This is a genomic window from Spelaeicoccus albus (genome assembly GCF_013409065.1).
GTDB classification, from domain to species: Bacteria; Actinomycetota; Actinomycetes; order Actinomycetales; family Brevibacteriaceae; genus Spelaeicoccus; species Spelaeicoccus albus.
The window spans coordinates 2862028-2879574 of record NZ_JACBZP010000001.1 but is presented as its reverse complement, the minus strand read 5'-3'; the positions used below and the strand labels follow the sequence as shown (position 1 = coordinate 2879574).

The 17547-nt window shown below is 65.4% G+C and carries 13 protein-coding genes; 7 read left to right on the top strand and 6 right to left on the bottom strand.

All coding sequences use genetic code 11. From position 1 onward, the window contains the following. The first annotated feature begins 86 nt into the window (after positions 1–86). The 3 genes from BJY26_RS13370 to BJY26_RS13360 all read left to right on the top strand — a co-directional run bounded on the left by BJY26_RS13370 (position 87) and on the right by BJY26_RS13360 (position 3402). The gene (locus BJY26_RS13370; RefSeq protein WP_179428730.1) at positions 87–542 is read left to right on the top strand and encodes a Fur family transcriptional regulator; all 456 of its coding nucleotides are present in this window, start codon (positions 87–89) and stop codon (positions 540–542) included. Next, the gene (locus BJY26_RS13365; RefSeq protein ID WP_179428729.1) at positions 542–1999 is read left to right on the top strand and encodes a catalase; all 1458 of its coding nucleotides are present in this window, start codon (positions 542–544) and stop codon (positions 1997–1999) included. The genes BJY26_RS13370 and BJY26_RS13365 overlap by 1 nt, the downstream gene beginning before the upstream one ends. Before the next feature lie 122 nt (positions 2000–2121). Continuing rightward, positions 2122–3402 (top strand): aspartate aminotransferase type Ic, encoded by a 1281-nt coding sequence (locus BJY26_RS13360; protein WP_179428728.1) that lies wholly within the window; start codon positions 2122–2124, stop codon positions 3400–3402. Positions 3403–3419: 17 nt separating this feature from the next. Here BJY26_RS13360 and BJY26_RS13355 read toward each other — a convergent pair whose 3' ends face one another. The 5 genes from BJY26_RS13355 to BJY26_RS13335 are packed head-to-tail and all read right to left on the bottom strand — an operon-like array spanning position 3420 to position 10005. After that, positions 3420–4382: an aldo/keto reductase gene (locus BJY26_RS13355; RefSeq protein WP_218852412.1), complete on the bottom strand. Its 963-nt coding sequence runs from the start codon at positions 4380–4382 to the stop codon at positions 3420–3422. Positions 4383–4434: 52 nt separating this feature from the next. After that, positions 4435–5217 carry an SDR family oxidoreductase gene (locus tag BJY26_RS13350; RefSeq protein WP_179428726.1) on the bottom strand — a complete coding sequence of 261 codons (783 nt, stop codon included), beginning with the start codon at positions 5215–5217 and terminating at the stop codon, positions 4435–4437. Positions 5218–5220: 3 nt separating this feature from the next. Further along, a complete protein-coding gene (locus BJY26_RS13345) occupies positions 5221–6075 on the bottom strand; it encodes a 3-hydroxybutyryl-CoA dehydrogenase (protein ID WP_179428725.1) in 855 nt (284 codons plus the stop codon). 35 nt (positions 6076–6110) lie between these two features. Beyond that, positions 6111–6602 (bottom strand): peptide deformylase, encoded by a 492-nt coding sequence (def, locus tag BJY26_RS13340; RefSeq protein WP_179428724.1) that lies wholly within the window; start codon positions 6600–6602, stop codon positions 6111–6113. 1 nt (position 6603) lies between these two features. After that, positions 6604–10005 (bottom strand): pyruvate carboxylase, encoded by a 3402-nt coding sequence (locus tag BJY26_RS13335; protein WP_179428723.1) that lies wholly within the window; start codon positions 10003–10005, stop codon positions 6604–6606. A gap of 185 nt (positions 10006–10190) precedes the next feature. Between BJY26_RS13335 and BJY26_RS13330 the strand changes: the two genes are divergently transcribed. Then, entirely contained in the window at positions 10191–11627 is a 1437-nt protein-coding gene (locus BJY26_RS13330) for a glucose-6-phosphate dehydrogenase (RefSeq protein ID WP_237249158.1), read from the top strand. Positions 11628–11802: 175 nt separating this feature from the next. Here the strand turns inward: BJY26_RS13330 and BJY26_RS13325 are convergent, their stop codons facing one another. Continuing rightward, positions 11803–12585 carry an SDR family oxidoreductase gene (locus tag BJY26_RS13325; RefSeq protein WP_179428722.1) on the bottom strand — a complete coding sequence of 261 codons (783 nt, stop codon included), beginning with the start codon at positions 12583–12585 and terminating at the stop codon, positions 11803–11805. A gap of 67 nt (positions 12586–12652) precedes the next feature. Between BJY26_RS13325 and BJY26_RS13320 the strand changes: the two genes are divergently transcribed. The 3 genes from BJY26_RS13320 to BJY26_RS13310 are packed head-to-tail and all read left to right on the top strand — an operon-like array spanning position 12653 to position 17526. Then, positions 12653–13309 carry a GNAT family N-acetyltransferase gene (locus BJY26_RS13320; protein ID WP_237249159.1) on the top strand — a complete coding sequence of 219 codons (657 nt, stop codon included), beginning with the start codon at positions 12653–12655 and terminating at the stop codon, positions 13307–13309. Positions 13310–13318: 9 nt separating this feature from the next. Next, positions 13319–14470 carry an exonuclease SbcCD subunit D gene (locus BJY26_RS13315; protein WP_179428721.1) on the top strand — a complete coding sequence of 384 codons (1152 nt, stop codon included), beginning with the start codon at positions 13319–13321 and terminating at the stop codon, positions 14468–14470. Further along, positions 14467–17526 (top strand): AAA family ATPase, encoded by a 3060-nt coding sequence (locus BJY26_RS13310; RefSeq protein ID WP_179428720.1) that lies wholly within the window; start codon positions 14467–14469, stop codon positions 17524–17526. The genes BJY26_RS13315 and BJY26_RS13310 overlap by 4 nt, the downstream gene beginning before the upstream one ends. Positions 17527–17547: the final 21 nt, after the last annotated feature.

Here is a 17547-nt window from a genome sequence, read left to right as displayed (position 1 = left end):
TCCGGCGGCAACGGACGCGGCGTCTTTGAAAGATGGAATCACGCCAAGAGTTGACTCAATCCAGTTATTGGCGTGAGATGGCCGTGATGTCTTTTAGTGTGACGGACCGCACACAGCGGCTGCGAACGTCGGGCCTGCGGGTCACGGCGGCGCGGCTTGCCGTGCTTGCCGCGCTGGATGAATTTCCGCACTCGACGGCGAAGGCCGTGACTGAAACCGTCCGTACCGGTCTCGGTCACATTTCGACCCAGGCAGTGTACGACGTTCTCACGGCGTGCGAATCCTCCGGACTCGTCCGACGTATTGAACCGCCGGGCTCGCCGGCACGCTACGAGACTCGGACCGGCGACAATCATCATCATTTGCTGTGCTCCCGGTGCGGTCGCGTGGCGGATGTGGATTGCGTCGTCGGGCATCAACCGTGTCTGACTCCAAGCGATTACCAAGGCTTCCGCGTCGAAACGGCGCAAGTGCTTTTCATAGGCACGTGCCCCGAATGCTTGGAGACGGATGCTCAACCCGATGTGAAAAGAGGGAATTAATGACGGATCAGAATGCTACGACCAACGAGGCCGGCATACCGGTCGAGAGCGATGCGCATTCGTTGACGGTCGGCCGCGACGGCCCGATCCTCCTCCACGACCATTACCTCATTGAGAAGATGGCGCAGTTCAACCGCGAACGGGTTCCCGAGCGGCAGCCGCACGCCAAGGGCGGCGGTGCGTTCGGCACGTTCGAGGTCACCAATGATGTGAGCGCGTATACGAAGGCGGCAGTATTCCAACCGGGCGTCAAGACGGAGGTCCTCGTCAGGTTCTCCACCGTCGCGGGTGAGCGCGGAAGCCCCGACACCTGGCGCGATCCCCGCGGCTTCGCGGTGAAGTTCTACACCACCGAGGGCAATTACGACATGGTGGGCAACAACACGCCGGTGTTCTTCATGCGCGACCCGATGAAGTTCCAGGACTTTATCCGTTCGCAAAAGCGCCGTGCGGACAACAACCTGCGCTCAAACGACATGCAGTGGGATTTCTGGACCCTCTCCCCCGAGTCGGCGCACCAGGTCACCTGGCTGATGGGCGACCGCGGTCTGCCGAGCTCTTGGCGTCATATGAACGGCTACTCCAGCCATACCTATATGTGGGTCAACGCCGAAGGCAAGAGATTCTGGGTGCGCTATCACTTCATGACCGATCAAGGTTCGAAGTTCCTCACGCAGGAGGACGGCGATGCGTTGACAGGATCCGACGGCGATTACCACACGCGCGATCTGTGGAACGCTATCGAGGACGGCGACTATCCCACCTGGACGCTCAAGATGCAGATCATGCCGTACGAGGACGCGAAGGACTATCGCTTCAACCCCTTCGATCTGACCAAGACGATCTCGCACAAGGACTATCCGCTCATCGAGGTCGGCAAGATGCGGTTGGACAAGAACCCGGCCGACTATCACACGCAGATCGAGCAGGCCGCGTTCGAGCCGAGCAATATGGTTCCGGGGATCGGTCCGAGCCCCGACAAGATGCTGCTCGGCCGCATGTTCTCCTACGCAGATGCGCACCGGTACCGGATTGGTGCCAACTACAACGAGTTGCCCGTCAATGCTCCGCATGCCACGGAGAAGCACAGCTATTCCAAGGACGGGCACATGAGGTTCTCGAACCCGGGCGACCCGGTGTACGCGCCCAATTCGAAGGGCGGCCCCGCGGCGGACGTCGAGCGCTACGGTGAGCCCGCCGGTTGGGAGGCGGACGGAGAAATGGTTCGCGCCGCGTACACGCTGCACGCCGAGGACGACGATTGGGGCCAACCCGGCACCCTGGTTCGCGAAGTGCTCGACGACGCTGCACGTGACCGTTTGGTCAGCAATACCGTCGGTCACCTGCTGGACGGAGTGACCGAGCCGGTGCTCCAGCGGGCGTTCGATTACTGGAAGAACATCGACCCGGATATCGGCAAGCGTATCGAAGCCGGCGTCCGGGAAGGCCAGGCGTAACGCGGGTCGTTCCACCGAATCCCCGAGGGGCGGCGCCGAGTGTCTCGGCGCCGCCCCTCGGCGCGTGTGGATATGCTGGGTAGCGTCAACTGCCGCCTTTTGGATACGGGGATATTCCGCTCATGCAGCTCGCGTCGCTTTCTTCCGATGACCTCACTGCCCTGCACTCGCAGCTCACGCGAGACTATGCGGATCTGAAGGCGCGCGCGCTGCAGCTCAACCTGACGCGGGGAAAGCCGTCACCGGAACAACTCGATCTGTCGAGCGATCTGCTGACGGTGCTCGACGCCGACGACTACCGTGCCGCCGACGGCACCGACTGCCGCAATTACGGCGGCCTCGCCGGTCTGCCCGAACTTCGCGCGATCTTTTCCGAGCTTCTCGGCATCGATGCGGCCCAGCTACTTGCCGGTGGGAATTCGAGTCTCACCATGATGTACAACACAATTGATTTCGCGCTCCGCCACGGTGTGGACGGCGAGCATCAGCCCTGGTCAGCCGGGCCCGTCAAATTCTTGTGCCCCACTCCCGGCTACGACAGGCATTTCTCGATGTGCCAATCGTTGGGCATCGAGCTCGTCCCCGTCGCGTTGGGAGACGACGGTCCGGATATGGACGAAGTGCGCCGGCTCGTTGCGGACGACCCGTCGATCAAGGGCATGTGGGCGGTACCGGCATATTCCAATCCGACCGGTTCGGTGTATCCGGAACCGGTGGCGCGCGAGCTGGTGTCGATGCCGACGGCGGCGCCGGACTTCCGAATCTTCTGGGACAACGCTTACGGCCTGCACCACTTGACCGACTCCCCCGCTCCGGTTGTCGACATCCTCGGCCTGGCCGAAGCCGCCGGGAACCCCAGTCGCGTCTTCATCTTCGCCTCCACGTCAAAGATCACCTTTGCCGGCGCAGGCGTCGCTTTCTGGGCATCATCGCCGGCGAACGTCGATTGGTTTACCGGCCATCTGGCCATGCAAAGCATTGGACCGGACAAGATCAACCAGCTGCGCCATGCCAAATTCTTTCGGAATTCAGACGGCGTGCGTGCGCATATGCGTGCCCACCGCGAACTGATCGAGCCCAAGTTCCGCATCGTCGTTGACATGTTGGCCGACCGGCTCGGCGGTTATGACTTCGCCGCGTGGACGACGCCGCGAGGCGGATATTTCGTCAGCTTGGACGTGCAGCCCGGGACTGCCGACACGGTAGTCAAACTTGCAGGGGATGCCGGCATCGCCATGACGCCGGCCGGCGCTGCGTTCCCGTACGGCGTCGATCCGAAGAACTCGAACATCCGCATCGCGCCGACGTACCCGAGCACCGAGGACGTCCGCGCGGCGATCGACGGATTGTGCACGTGTGCATTGCTGGCTGCGACGGCCGCCCTGTTGAACAGCGCCGACTAACCGGCAGACGCGCGGCGTCAGGCGCCGGTCAGCCCGTCGATCTCGGCAATGTCTTCGTCCGACGGCTCCCACGCGGCCGCTGACGTGTTCGACTCGACCTGTGCCCGGCTCGTCGCCCCGGCGATGACCGACCCGACCGCCGGGCGTGAGCGCAGCCATCCCATTGCCACGTCCAGCAGCGTGATGCCGCGTTGCCGGGCGAAAGCTTCCAGGCCCTCGATGACGTCGAAATTCGCGGCCTCGAGACGTTCCGGTCGCGAGGCCAGCCGAGTACCTTCGGGGGCGGCCTGTCCGCGCCGATATTTTCCGGTCAAGAGACCCGATGCCAGCGGAAAGTACGGCAAGATGCCGGCACCGACCCTCTCGGCGGCCGGAATTACTTCGCCTTCCACGTCGCGTGCCAGCAGCGAATACTTGTTCTGAGCCGAGATGAACGGCGTGTATCCGGCAGTGCGAGCCGTCCAATCGGCGTCCACGATCTGCCAGCCGGCGAGGTTCGACGAGCCCACGTAGCGGACTTTGCCGTCGGTGACCAGCTCGTGCAGCGCGGCCATCGTCTCCTCGATCGGCGTGACGGGATCAGGGGCGTGCAGCTGGTACAGATCGATGTAGTCGGTGCCCAGGCGGCGCAGACTGTGTTCGACGGCAGCTCGGATATACCTCCGTGATCCGCGTACTCCCCAATCGGGGCCGTTCGCCCCACGAGCGTCCATTCCGAATTTCGTCGCAACTATCACTTGTTCACGCCGCGATCCGAGCGCCCGGCCGAGAATCCGCTCGCTGTCGCCCGGCTCGCCGCCGTAAGTGTCGGACGTGTCGAAAAGAGTGATACCGGCATCGAAGCAGGCATCGACGACCTCGCGGGCACCGTCAGGATCGAGTTTCACGCCAAAGGAGTTGGTTCCGAGGCCCACCGACGAGACCATCAGGCCCGATGCACCGAGCGGTCCGTACTGGACTGAAGCTGTCGAATTCGTCATGTCCGCCATTATGGTCGGCCCCACGGAGACGGCCGCAGGCGGGTCCCGGCTCTCATTCGGCGGTCGCGCTCAACCAGTCGTCGAAGGTGCGCGTGCCAACGGCACGTTCGGGGATCAAGTTCAACCCCGCGGCCAGAAACGCACCGAACGGGCCCGGAACCGGCACCCCGACTATCGATGCTCGACTGTGCCGGGACTTCTTCCACGCCTCGGCCAGGGCGCGCATCGGCAACACGTCGGGGCCCCCGACCGTTCGGATCGGCATGTCCGGGTCGTCTTCCTCGACAAACCGGATCAACTCGCGTGCGACGTCGCCGGTGTCGATGGGCTGAAAACTTGCCTTCTTCGACACCGGCAACACGCCGATGCGCGCGGCCGGACGAAAAATCATGTCCAGAAATTCATGGAACTGGGTGGCGCGCAGCACCCGGAAACCCGCACCGGAATCCAGATAGAGCCGTTCCTGCGCGGCCTTCGTCCGGTAGTACCCCATTCGCGACTGGTCGGTGCCCGCGATCGACAGGACCACTCCGTGCCGGACGCCGCGATCACGCGCGACCCGCACGAGCCGCTCGGCGCCGGCCAGCAACACGGACTTGTTGCCGCGGCGCATGTCCCCCGTCGTATCGATGATCATCTCGACGTCCGTCAGCGCTTTGGTCAGCCCGACACCCGTCACCAAGTCCGTCGAGACGTATTCGGCGCCTTCGACGCGGCGGGGCGAATCGTCGTCCGGAACACGGCGACTGAGTGCGCGCACCGGCTCACCGGCCGCCGCCAGCTGGGCCACGACCTTGGAACCGACGAGTCCGGTGCCTCCTGCAACAGCGAACATAGTTCAACTGTAATCGTTATAGAACCCTCGTCCGGCCTTCTTGCCGTGGAATCCGGCATCCACCATCCGGCTGAGCAGCACAGGCGGCGCGTAGGCAGGATCGCCGGTCTCGGCGTGCACCGACTTGGCGATGGCCAGCGTGGTGTCCAACCCGACCAAGTCGTTCAACCGCATCGGCCCCATCGGGTGTGCGCAGCCGTTCACCATTCCGGCGTCGATGTCCTCAAGGCTCGCCGCCCCCGATTCGTACATGCGGATCGCCGACAGCAGATACGGCACCAACAACGCGTTGACGATGAAGCCGGGCCGGTCCTGCGCGCTGATTGTCACCTTGCCCAGTACGTCCTCGGCCAGGCTTCGGACGGCGTCGACGACGTCCGGGGCCGTCAGTACGGAAGAAACGATCTCCACCAGCGGCTGAACCGGCGCCGGATTGAAGAAGTGCATGCCCACGACGCGTTCGGGCCGGCTCGTGGCCTTGGCGAACCGCACGATCGGCATGGACGACGTGTTCGACGCCAGGACGGCATCCGGCTTCGTCACTACCGCATCAAGGTCGGCGAACACCGATTTCTTGATCTCTTCGTTCTCGCTGGCAGCCTCGATGACCAGATCCCGGTCGGCCAACTCGCTGATATCCGTCGTGAAGCGGAGGGAGCTGAGCACAGCGTCCCGGCGTTCCGCCGTGAGCTTGCCGCGCTCGACCGCCCGGTTCAGTGATTTGCCGATCCGTGCCCGGCCCGCATCGACAGCTTGCTCGTTGATATCCCGCACTATCACGTCGAGGCCGGCCTTGGCCGCCACTTCGGCGATTCCCGATCCCATCAGACCGCAGCCGACTACCCCGATGAGTTGCATCTTTCCCTGCCTTCCCGGCGAAGCTCGCCGTCGAATCAGAACCAGTCGGAGCCGCGAATTTCCTTCAGCGCAGCGCCGCGAGCTTGTCGGTCGAGTCTGTCCAGATACACGTGACCGTCCAAATGGTCCGTCTCGTGCTGCAACGCCTGGGCAAGCGTGCCGGTGCCGGAAACCGTGATCGGCTCATTGTTCATGTCGACGCCCTTTACCGTCGCCGATGTGTGCCGGGACACCGGATACCAGAGCCCGGGAACCGAAAGGCAGCCTTCCTCCATCGGCTCCATCTCGGCGCCGAGATCGACGATTTCGGGATTGATGACGTAGCCGAGCTCATCGTCGACGTTGTACGAAAACACGCGCAGCGAGACGCCGATCTGGTTCGCGGCGACGCCGGCGCGCCCCGATGGGGTCGTCGTGTCGAGCAGATCCTGCACCAAATCACGGAGCTTTTTGTCGAAGCGGGTAACCGGGTCGCAAGCCGATTTGAGGACGGGGTCGCCGAAATAGCGAATATCGCGGACGGTCATGCTACTCGACCACCACGACCAGGTCTCCGCCTTCGACCTGCGACACGTCGCTCAGGGCAAGACGCGAGACGGTTCCGCCCACCGCCGACGTGATTGACGCCTCCATCTTCATGGCCTCGATGGTTGCCACGGTTCCGCCCGCTTCGACGGTGTCGCCCTCCCCGACCACAAGCGTGACGACGCCCGCGAACGGCGCCGCAACATGGCCGGGCACAGCAGGGTTCGCCCGCTCGGCTGTCTTGGCGTCGACGGCAACGGAGTCGTCGCGCACGCTCAATGGACGCAGCTGCCCGTTCAGGGTGCACATGACGGTGCGCATGCCGCGTTCGTCCGGCGCCCCGACGGCTTCCAGCCCGGCAAGCAGAGCGACGCCCTTTTCGAGCCGGATGACGTGCTCGGAGTTTTCCCGCAAGCCGTACAGGTAGTCCACGGTCTCAAGCACCGACGTATCGCCGAAGGTGTCGCGCACCCGTTCGAATTCCTTGGCGGGCCCGGGGAACAGCAGCCGGTTCAGCGCCGTCCGACGTTCGGGTCCGGGTTCCGCCAGCAGCGTCTTGTCGTCGCTGGACAACTCAGCTTCGGCGGGCTTGACCCGTCGACCGTCCAACGCCTTGGTGCGGAACGGCTCGGGCCACCCGCCCGGGGGCACGCCGAGATCACCGGACAAGAATCCGATCACCGAATCCGGGATGTCGAACGATGCCGGGTTCTCCTCGAACTCCTTCGGATCGGCGTCCACCGCGACAAGGTGCAAGGCCAGATCGCCGACGACCTTGGACGACGGAGTCACCTTGACCAAGTGCCCGAGGATCCGATCGGCTGCCTCGTACATGCGTTCGATCTCTTCGAACTTCTCACCGAGCCCCAGCGCCACCGCCTGTTGACGAAGATTCGACAACTGTCCGCCGGGAATTTCGTGGTTGTACACGCGCCCGGTCGGTCCGGGAAGGCCGGATTCGAACGGGGCGTACACCCGCCGGACGGCTTCCCAATACGGTTCGAGCTCGCCGACCTTGTCCAGTGACAGGCCGGTATCGCGGTCGGTGTGCTCGAATGCGGCCACGAGCGACGACAGCGACGGCTGGCTTGTCGTACCCGACATGGCGGCGCTCGCGGCGTCAACGGCATCGACGCCGGCGCGGGCGGCCGCAGCCAAGGTGGCAAGCTGACCGCCGGCCGTGTCGTGAGTGTGCAGATGCACCGGCAGGTCGAAGCGTTCCCGCAGCGCGCTGACCAGCGTATATGCCGCAGGAGCGCGTAAAAGACCGGCCATGTCCTTGATTGCCAACACGTGTGCGCCGGCGTCCACGATTTCTTCGGCAAGCCGCAGGTAGTAGTCCAGCGTGTACAGTTTCTCGCCCGGGTTTCCCAAGTCGCCCGTGTAGCACAGGGCGACCTCGGCGACCGCCGAATCGGTGGCCCGGACGGCGTCGATGGCCGGACGCATCTGGGACACGTCGTTCAGCGCGTCGAAGATGCGGAAGATGTCGATCCCCGTCGATGCGGCTTCCGCGACGAACGCGTCCGTCACCTCGGTCGGGTACGGCGTGTAGCCAACGGTGTTGCGGCCTCGCAGCAGCATTTGCAACGCCATATTCGGTGCGCTCTCACGCAGTCCGGCAAGCCGTTCCCACGGATCTTCGCCGAGGAAGCGCAATGCCACGTCGTAGGTGGCCCCGCCCCAGCACTCGATGCTCAGCAGTTCGGGAGTCAGGCGGGAGACGTACGGCGCCACTGCCAGCAGATCTCGGCTGCGTACGCGGGTCGCCAACAGCGACTGATGGGCATCGCGAAAAGTCGTCTCGGTGACGGCCAGCGCCGTGCGGGCGCGCAGGTCCTCGGCGAACTTCTGCGGACCGAGCTCGGCCAGCCGCTGCCGGGCCCCGTCCGGAGCCGGCTTGGACAAGTCGACGCCCTCCGGGAGCTTGTCGGCCGGATTGAGTGTCACCGGCGCAGCGCCGTTCGGCTGGTTCACCGTCACATCGGCCAGCCACGTCAGCAGTTTCGTGCCGCGGTCGGCGCTCACGCGGGCCTTCAGCAGTTCGGGTCGCTCTTCGATGAACGCCGTCGACAAGTCACCGGCCGCGAACGACGGATCATCGAGCACGGCACGCAGGAAGCTGATGTTCGTGCTGACGCCGCGAATGCGGAACTCGGCGAGCGCGCGCTTGGCACGTCCGACCGCAATGTCAAAGGTGCGTCCGCGGCACGTGAGCTTCACGAGCATCGAATCGAAATGGGCGCTGATCTCGGCACCGGCATGCACGGTCCCGCCGTCCAGGCGCACGCCGGCGCCGCCGGCCGACCGGTAGGCGGTGATCATGCCGGTGTCCGGGCGGAACCCGTTGGCCGGATCTTCCGTCGTGATGCGGCACTGCAGCGCTGCTCCGCCGACCCGGACGTCGTCCTGAGTCAACCCGAGGTCCGCGAGGGACTCCCCTGCCGCGATCCGCATTTGCGACTGCACGAGGTCGATGCTCGTGACTTCCTCGGTCACCGTGTGCTCGACCTGGATGCGCGGATTCATCTCGATGAACACGTGCTTGCCGGCCCGAGGGCCTTTGGTCTCGAGCAGGAACTCGACGGTGCCCGCGTTCTGGTAGCCAAGCGCTTCGGCGAATTTCAAGGCGTCGCTGTGCAAAGCCGCGCGGACGTCGTCGTCCAGGTTCGGCGCCGGAGCGATCTCGACGACCTTTTGATGCCGACGCTGCACCGAGCAGTCGCGCTCGTACAAGTGGATGGCATTGCTGTGTGAATCGGCGAGTACCTGCACCTCGATGTGCCGCGGCCGCTGCACCGCTTGTTCGATGAACATGGTCGGATCGCCGAAGGCGCTATCGGCCTCGCGCATGGCCGATTCGAGCGCGTCCCGCAGGTCCTCCGGTGCTGCGACACGCCGCATGCCGCGGCCGCCTCCGCCGGCGACCGCCTTGGCGAACAACGGGTATTCCATCCCTTCCGCGGCGCTGAGCAACTCGTCCAGATCGGCGGACGGCGTGGTGGACTCCAGCACGGGAATTCCGGCGTTCTTCGCCGCCCGCAGCGCTTGCACCTTGTTGCCGGCCAGTTCGAGCACCGACGCGGGCGGACCGATGAACGTGATCCCAGCGGCTTCGCACGCACGCGCCAGGTCGGGGTTTTCGGACAGGAACCCGTAGCCCGGGTACACGGCGTCCGCGCCGCATTCGACAGCGACCCGCAGGATCTCGTCGACGTTGAGGTAGGCGCGAACGGGATGCCCTTCCGATCCGATCTGGTAAGCCTCGTCGGCCTTCATCCGGTGTTCGGAATTGCGATCCTCATACGGGAACACGGCCACGGTGCGCGCACCGACCTCATAAGCGGCACGGAACGCGCGAACGGCGATCTCGCCCCTATTCGCGACCAAAATCTTCGAGAACATGTGTAAGAGCAACTCCTGCAGATCGTTTGGACTTCTATCCCGGCCTGCGCGTTCGAGCCACAAACGCTACGAGAAGAACCGTATACGACACCGCGCGATCCTTAACACTCCGTCCGAGTTTTGGGAACCGTTCCGGCTCGGCCGACGCTCTGCCCTCCCGGACGATTAGTGGCACCCTTGTAGACGTGGCTACCAAAACGAAAACCGCTTCCACGACGTCCGCGGGCGTCACCACCCTGCTGATCCTCGGTGCCTCCGGCGATCTGACCGGTCGCCTGCTGCTGCCCGGCCTCGGCCGACTGCTCGCCTCCGGGAGGGCCAACGGGCTCAAACTCGAAGGCGCCGGTGCCGACGACTGGTCGGACGACAAATGGCGCAAGCGAGTAGCGAAGTCGTTCGCCGACGGGACGGACTCGCCCGGCGTCCGCGCGCAAAAGACGTTGGACAAGGTCTCCTCCGACTCGCACTACCACCGCATCGACGTCACGAAGAAGGGCGAACTCGCCGAGCTGCTGCAGTCGCTCGACGGGCCGGTGGCCATTTACTTTGCGCTTCCGCCGGCCATCAGCCAAAAGGCGTGTGAAGTGCTGACTGCCGACGAGCTGCCGGCCGGTACCCGGCTCGTTTTGGAAAAGCCGTTCGGCTCGAATGAGAAGTCAGCACGCAAATTGAACGACACGCTCGGGTCTTTGGTCGACGAGGATCATATCCATCGGGTGGATCATTTCCTCGGAAAAGGCACAGTGCTCAACATTCTGGGGCTGCGGTTTTCCAATCGACTGTTCGAGCCGGTGTGGAACAGTTCGCATATCGCCAAGGTGGAAATCTTTTACGACGAGGATCTGACGTTGGAAGGTCGTGCCGGCTATTACGATAAGGCCGGCGCGCTACGCGACATGATTCAAAGCCACCTCCTCGAAGTGATGGCCATCTTGGCAATGGACGCGCCCGCGACCTTGGACGAACGCGACCTTCGCGACCGGATCAGCAGCGTGTTGCGAGCCGCGACCGTCGAACCCGACTACGCGACGTCAACCCGACGCGCCCGGTACACGGCCGGTAAGATCGGACGTCGTCGGGTGCCCGATTACGTCGATGAACCGGGCGTGGATCCGGATCGCGACACCGAAACGCTGGCGGAGATCGAGGTCTCGATCAACAACTGGCGATGGGCCGGTGTCCCGTTCATCCTCCGGTCGGGCAAGTCCGTGCGCCAAACGAAGAAGGAAGCGATCATCACCTTCCGCCCGGTACCGCACTTGCCGACCGGGTTCACCGGTCAGGACGAGCCGACTCGGCTGCGGATCGGCTTCGGCCCGGACAGCTTGCAGCTGGAAATCGACGTGAACGGCCCGGGCGATGTTTTCTCCTTGGATCGCGTCGCCATGCAAACGCGGCTCAACGACACCGACCTCCTGCCGTACGGCGAAGTCCTCGAAGGCGTGATTACGGGCGATCCGTTGCTGTCGGTGCGCGGGGACACCGCCGAGGTGTGCTGGAGGATCGTCGAGCCGGTCCTCCGGGCATGGTCGAGGAACACGGTACCCCTTCAAGAATATCCGGCCGGGTCGACGGGGCCGGCCGATTGGCAGACCTCCCGCATCGACAACGACCTCGGTTAGCCGACCCCAGCCCTCTCCGAGTGGCGGTGAACGGTCACCCTCTCCCGCCGAGTGGTGGCGAACGGCTGCGAAATCAGCGATTTCGCAGCCGTTCGCCACCACTCGGCAAAGCGCAACAGCCGTTCGCGGCCACTCGGCGGCGGGAAGGCCGGCCGGATCGTGAAGGACTGCCCGGTTAACCCCCTTTGACGCTCCAACCCCCGTCGGAATGGAGCAATTGGCCGTTCACCCATCCGCCGGCGGCCGAGCACAGGAACGCGACAAGGTTCGCAACGTCGGACGGCGTGCCCAGCCGCCCCGCCGGCGTCTCCGCGCGGACGGCGTCGGCCATTTCAGTCGTCATCCATCCCGTATCCACCGGCCCGGGGTTGATGACATTGGCCGTGACGCCTTGATCGCCAAGCTCGCGGGAGGCCCCGATGACCAACCGGTCCAAGGCGCCCTTGCTGGCCCCGTACGGCAGATTGTTCACCACGTGGTCACTGGTCAACGCCACGATCCGGCCGGCCGGATCCGCATTGGCGGCCGGTCGCCCCAAACGCCTGCTGAACTCCTGGATGAGCAGCATCGATGCACGGACGTTCACGGCGAAATGTCTGTCGAACGACTCCACCGAGGTATCCATCAGCGAAGAATCAACGCTCTCGCAGTGACTCAAAATCAATGCCGACACCCGGCCCAGCCTGGACGTCGCCTCGTCAATGACGCGTGCCGGCGCTGCGATATCGGAAAGGTCGGCCTCGATTGCCACGCTTGCCGCACCGGCGTCTCGCAATCGTGCGTGAACGGCCTCGACGTCCCCGGGCTTTCGGCCCCACGGCATCCTGTCGTCGTACGCTTCGAGGTGAGTCGTGGCAATGTCCCACCCGGCGCTCGCCAGCCGCTCGGCGATTCCCGCGCCGATTCCGACGGTGCGGCCGACACCGGTGATGAGCGCCACCGGCCGTAAAGAAGTCATCCGGCCACGCTATCGGCCGCCCCCGCCGCGCCGCCACCGCTTTTTCCACACCCTTAGACTCGTAACCGTGTTGAAAATTCGCCCGGCAACCATCCACGACATGCCGGCGCTGTACCGGATCTGCCTCCGGACGGCGTTGAACGGCGCCGATGCCAGCGAGTACTACGCCGATCCCGACCTCGTCGGGCACGTCTTTGCCGGCCCCTATCTCACCGGCGACACGGCATTCGGCTTCGTTGCGGCGGACGACGACGGTGTCGCCGGCTACATTCTCGGGGCCGCCGACTCGCCGAGTTTCGAACGATGGGCCGAACGCGCCTGGTGGCCGGACCTGCGCAATCGGTATCCGAGCCCGGCACGCGACGCGCGAACGGGAACCGGTTCCGACACGGCGGCATCGACCGCCGAAGCACACGACGCCCGGCTGATCCGGCTCCTCCACGCACCGCCCACCGCGGATCCGCAGCAAACGGGCGACTACCCGGCGCATCTGCACATCGATTTGCTTCCCCGGGCTCAAGGCTCGGGGGCCGGACGCCGGCTCATTGACGCGTTCACGGGCGAACTCGCCTCACGCGGCGTTGCCGGAGTCCATCTCGGTGTCTCGGCTGCGAATCCGCATGCCGTCGGGTTTTACCGCCACCTGGGGTTCCGCACGCTCCGGGAGGATCCGGAGACCCTGCTGCTCGGCCTTCCCGTGAACGGTGTCGGTACGGGCCGCTAGGGTCGGATTATGCGCATTCTGCACACGTCCGATTGGCACCTGGGCCGGTCGTTTCACGGCGTCGGCCTCGCCGATGCGCAGCGCGCATTCATCGACTTCCTCGTCGACACGATCACACGGGAGCACGTTGACGTCGTCATCGTCGCGGGCGATGTGTACGACAGGGCACTCCCGCCGCCCGATATGGTCGACCTGCTCGACGACGCGCTCGGGCGGATCACCGGGGCCGGTGCTACCGCGATAGTCACCAGCGGCAACCACGACTCGGCGAGGCGACTTGGATTCGCCGGCCGTCTCATCGAGAATTCCGGCGTTTCCCTGCGCACGCGGCTGGCCGATATCGAGCGGCCCCTCATCGTTTCGGACGAGGACGGTCCCGTCGCCTTTTACGGAATCCCCTACCTCGAGCCCGCTCTGACGTGGGAGCTTCTTGACGCCGATGAGCGGTCCCACCATGCAGTGCTCACGGCCGCGCTCGACCGAATTCGGGCGGACCTCAGCGACAGACCGGACGTCGGCCGGTCGATCGTGATCGCGCACGCGTTCGTCACGGGCGGCGAGCCGAGCGATTCCGAACGCGATATCGGCGTCGGCGGCGTATGCTCGGTTTCGTCCGCGTTGTTCGACGGCTTCGACTACGCCGCGCTCGGCCATTTGCACGGCCGACAGAGGATTAGCGAGACTGTCCGGTATTCCGGGTCGCCGCTGCCGTATTCGTTTTCCGAGGCAGCCCAGGGCAAGGGCGGTTGGCTCATTGATTTGGACGCCGGCGGCGTCGCGGCCGTCGCGGCCGTTGACGCACCCGAGTACCGTCGGCTGGCCGTGCTGACCGGCGAATTGGCCGACCTGCTCGAAAGCGACAGCTACGCGTGGGCCGAGGACGCGTTCGTGTCGGTCACTCTCACGGACACGACACGCACGCACGGCGCCCTGGAACGACTGCGCGAGCGTTTCCCTCATATCGTCCAGTTGGCGTTTGCCGAGCGTGTCGACTCGGGTCGCACGGTCAGCTATGCCAAACGGCTGGCCGCTGCGACGACTGATGTGGACGTGTGCGCAGGATTCATCGCGCACGTGTCCGGCGAGGAGGCGACCGAGCAAGAGCTCGACGAATTGCGCACGGCCGTCGAAGAAGCGCGGACGGCGGACGCCGACCTATGAGACTTCACCGCCTGCAGATCACTGCGTTCGGTCCGTTCGCCGACACCGTCGAGATCGACTTCGACGAACTCACCGAGAACGGTCTGTTCTTGTTGCACGGCCCGACCGGCGCCGGTAAAACGAGCGTGCTGGACGCCGTGTGCTACGCGTTGTACGCATCCGTCCCCGGCGCACGGCAAGAAGCCAAACGGCTGCGCAGCGACCATGCCGCCGAAAACGCGGCCCCGGAAGTCACGCTGGAATTCACTGCCCGGGGCCGACGCTTCGAAGTCACCAGATCTCCCGAATGGCGACGCCCCGTCAAACGCGGCACCGGTACGACACGCGAACCGGCCCGGTCGATGCTGCGCGAGAAAGTCGACGGGGAATGGCTTGAAGGCACGCGCGATCACAAGGAGACCGCGCTTCAAATCACCGCGCTGCTCGGCATGAAAGTTGAGCAGTTCACCCGCGTCGTCATGCTTCCGCAGGGCGATTTCGCCAACTTCTTGAAAGCCGAGTCCCGGCAGCGCGCCGAACTGTTGCAACAATTGTTCGTCACCGACAGGTTCTCCCGGATCGAGACGCAGCTGGCCGACCGGCACTCCGACGCCGAGGACGCCGTGACCGGACTGCGGGACGCAGTCGACGAACTCGTCGCCCGGACCAGGCAGGCCGCCGAGGGCGCCGGCGAAACCGCTCCGGGTGCCGGCAATGCGGCAGACGGCGTCGTGCACGCCGATGAAGCTGCGGACCCGGGGCCCGGCGACCCGACCGAGCTCCCGAAGCGCGGCGACCTGGGCGCCGCACGGACTTATATCGGCACGGTGCGCGAGCAACTCGCCGGTATCCTTTCTCGCGCACGGCCGGCCGCCGACGAGACGGCGTCCGGCCTCGCCGCGGCCCGGCGCGCGCGGGACGATTTGGAAGCGCGCGTCGCCCGGCACGCCCGCCTCGACGAACTCGAACGCGATCAGCAGCAATTCGACGACGCGCGGGCCGAGCGCGACGCCGATCGGGATGCCCTGGCAAAGCATCGGCGCGCCGTCGGAGCGCGCTCCCGCCTGGATTTATTCGATACTGCCAAGGCCGGTCTCGATGAGAGCCGTCGCGCTCTCAAGGCCGCCGAAGACGCCGCCGGACGCACGGCCGATGAGACGCTTTCGTCCGATATCGACGCCGTTCGCGCCGAACTGGTCCGTCTTGCCGATCTGCGCGCCGAGGAAAAGAACTACACCGAACGGCGCTCCCTGGCCGACGCCTCCGCCAAGCGAATGGCCGATCAGACGAAGCTCCGGGACGACGACAGCGCCTCGCACGACGAGCTGTCGACGCGGCGCTCCGAACTGACGGCGTCCCGCGACGGGTTACGCGATCTCGCGGCGGGAGCCGCAGCGCTTGACGCTGAGGCCCGGCGAGCAGAATCCGCCCTCGCGGCCGCGCGCACGGCCGACACGTTGCGCGCGGACCTTCAAGAAGCGGAACAAGCATTGCGGTCCGCCACGGACGACGCCCAGCGTCGCCGTGACGAATATCTGGACGTCCGGGAGCGGCGGCTTTCCAGTATGGCCAGCGAGCTGTCCGCCGATCTCGAGGACGACCGTCCCTGTCCGGTCTGCGGGTCGACAAGTCATCCGGCGCCGGCCGTCCGTTCGGCCGATGCGATCGACTCCTCGGCCGAGAAGGAGGCCGAAGCGGTCGCGGCCGCCGCCGACGAAGCGCGCCGACGGGCCTCCGATGCGGTGAGCAACACTCGTGAGCGCCTGAGCGAAGCCATGGCCCGCGCCGGCGACGCCGATACGGACGCCGCACTGCACCATCGCGACGAGGCGGTGCAGCGACAGCAAGCAAGCACGGACGCGCAGGCTCGTCTGCGACAGCTGACCGATGAGATCACTGCCGCCGATACCGAACTCGAGCGGCTTGCCGAGGCGATCCGCACCCGGAACGACGCGATTGCCGAGACCGGCCGGGAGCGACACGACCTGGATCGTCAAAACCAGCGCTTCGAAGACAAGCGGAACTCCATCGTCGGCGAGACACCGGTCGATGAAGCCATCCAAACCGCGACGACGCGCGTTGAGGCGCTGGAAGCGCTCCAATCCGCCGCGGCCGCGGTGCGTGCCGACAGGGAGCGAGCCGAGAGCGCGCGCAGGAAGGCCGAGGAAGCCGCCGACGCAGCGCAGTTCGCCGGACTGGACGCCGTCCGCGCCGCCCTTCTGAACGAGCGGGACGAAGATGACGCTCGCACGCGCCAGGACGATGCGCGCGAGCGAGCAGCCGAACTTCGCACGCGCGCAGGCGAACCGGACCTGGTGGCCGCGGCACGGGAACGTTTGGACGGGACGACGGCACCCACCGACGTCGAACGCGAGGCGGCCGAAAAACGCTTGGCTGTGGCCGATGCATCACACCGGGCGGCCATCGAACGTCGCGCAGTTGTCGACAAGGCGTTGAACGCCGTCACGTCGATCAAAGCCGAATTCGACGACGCGACAGTGTCGGCAGACTCCGTGCTGGACCATTACAACTTGACGTACCGGCTGTCCGAGCTCGCTCGCGGCCGCACCGGGAACGATTTGCGGATGAGCCTGTCCACGTACGTGTTGGCGGCCAGGCTCGAAGCTGTCGCCGATGCGGCGTCAAGCCGATTGCTGGTTATGAGCGAAGGCCGGTACAGCATTCGCCATACCGATACGCGCGCCGGTCACGGACGATTGTCCGGCCTTGGACTTGAGGTACTCGACGCGCACACGGGCATGTCCCGTGATCCGCGTACCTTGTCGGGCGGCGAATCGTTCCAAGCTTCGTTGGCGCTCGCATTGGGCCTGGCCGACGTGGTCCAGGCCGAATCGGGCGGCGTCGACCTGGAGACCTTGTTCATCGACGAAGGGTTCGGCAGTCTCGACGAGCAGAGCCTCGAGCTTGTCCTCGATACGCTGGACGGTCTACGCGCCGGCGGCCGCGCGGTCGGCGTGATCTCGCACGTGCGTGAAATGAAGGACAGGATCGTGTCGAGCATCGAGATCGAAAAGACGCCGCACGGCTCCCGGGTAGGAGCCGTGCGGGTCGGGTAGCCGGCCGTCCGCCTGCTTTCA

Bases quoted from the DNA above. Each gene is read 5' to 3' on its own strand.
- BJY26_RS13310 (WP_179428720.1), top strand. From the start codon at position 14,467: ATGAGACTTCACCGCCTGCAGATCACTGCGTTCGGTCCGTTCGCCGAC.
- BJY26_RS13355 (WP_218852412.1), bottom strand. From the start codon at position 4,382: ATGACGAATTCGACAGCTTCAGTCCAGTACGGACCGCTCGGTGCATCG.
- BJY26_RS13345 (WP_179428725.1), bottom strand. From the start codon at position 6,075: ATGCAACTCATCGGGGTAGTCGGCTGCGGTCTGATGGGATCGGGAATC.
- BJY26_RS13370 (WP_179428730.1), top strand. From the start codon at position 87: ATGTCTTTTAGTGTGACGGACCGCACACAGCGGCTGCGAACGTCGGGC.
- BJY26_RS13350 (WP_179428726.1), bottom strand. From the start codon at position 5,217: ATGTTCGCTGTTGCAGGAGGCACCGGACTCGTCGGTTCCAAGGTCGTG.
- BJY26_RS13365 (WP_179428729.1), top strand. From the start codon at position 542: ATGACGGATCAGAATGCTACGACCAACGAGGCCGGCATACCGGTCGAG.
- BJY26_RS13360 (WP_179428728.1), top strand. From the start codon at position 2,122: ATGCAGCTCGCGTCGCTTTCTTCCGATGACCTCACTGCCCTGCACTCG.
- BJY26_RS13335 (WP_179428723.1), bottom strand. From the start codon at position 10,005: ATGTTCTCGAAGATTTTGGTCGCGAATAGGGGCGAGATCGCCGTTCGC.
- def (WP_179428724.1), bottom strand. From the start codon at position 6,602: ATGACCGTCCGCGATATTCGCTATTTCGGCGACCCCGTCCTCAAATCG.
- BJY26_RS13315 (WP_179428721.1), top strand. From the start codon at position 13,319: ATGCGCATTCTGCACACGTCCGATTGGCACCTGGGCCGGTCGTTTCAC.
- BJY26_RS13325 (WP_179428722.1), bottom strand. From the start codon at position 12,585: ATGACTTCTTTACGGCCGGTGGCGCTCATCACCGGTGTCGGCCGCACC.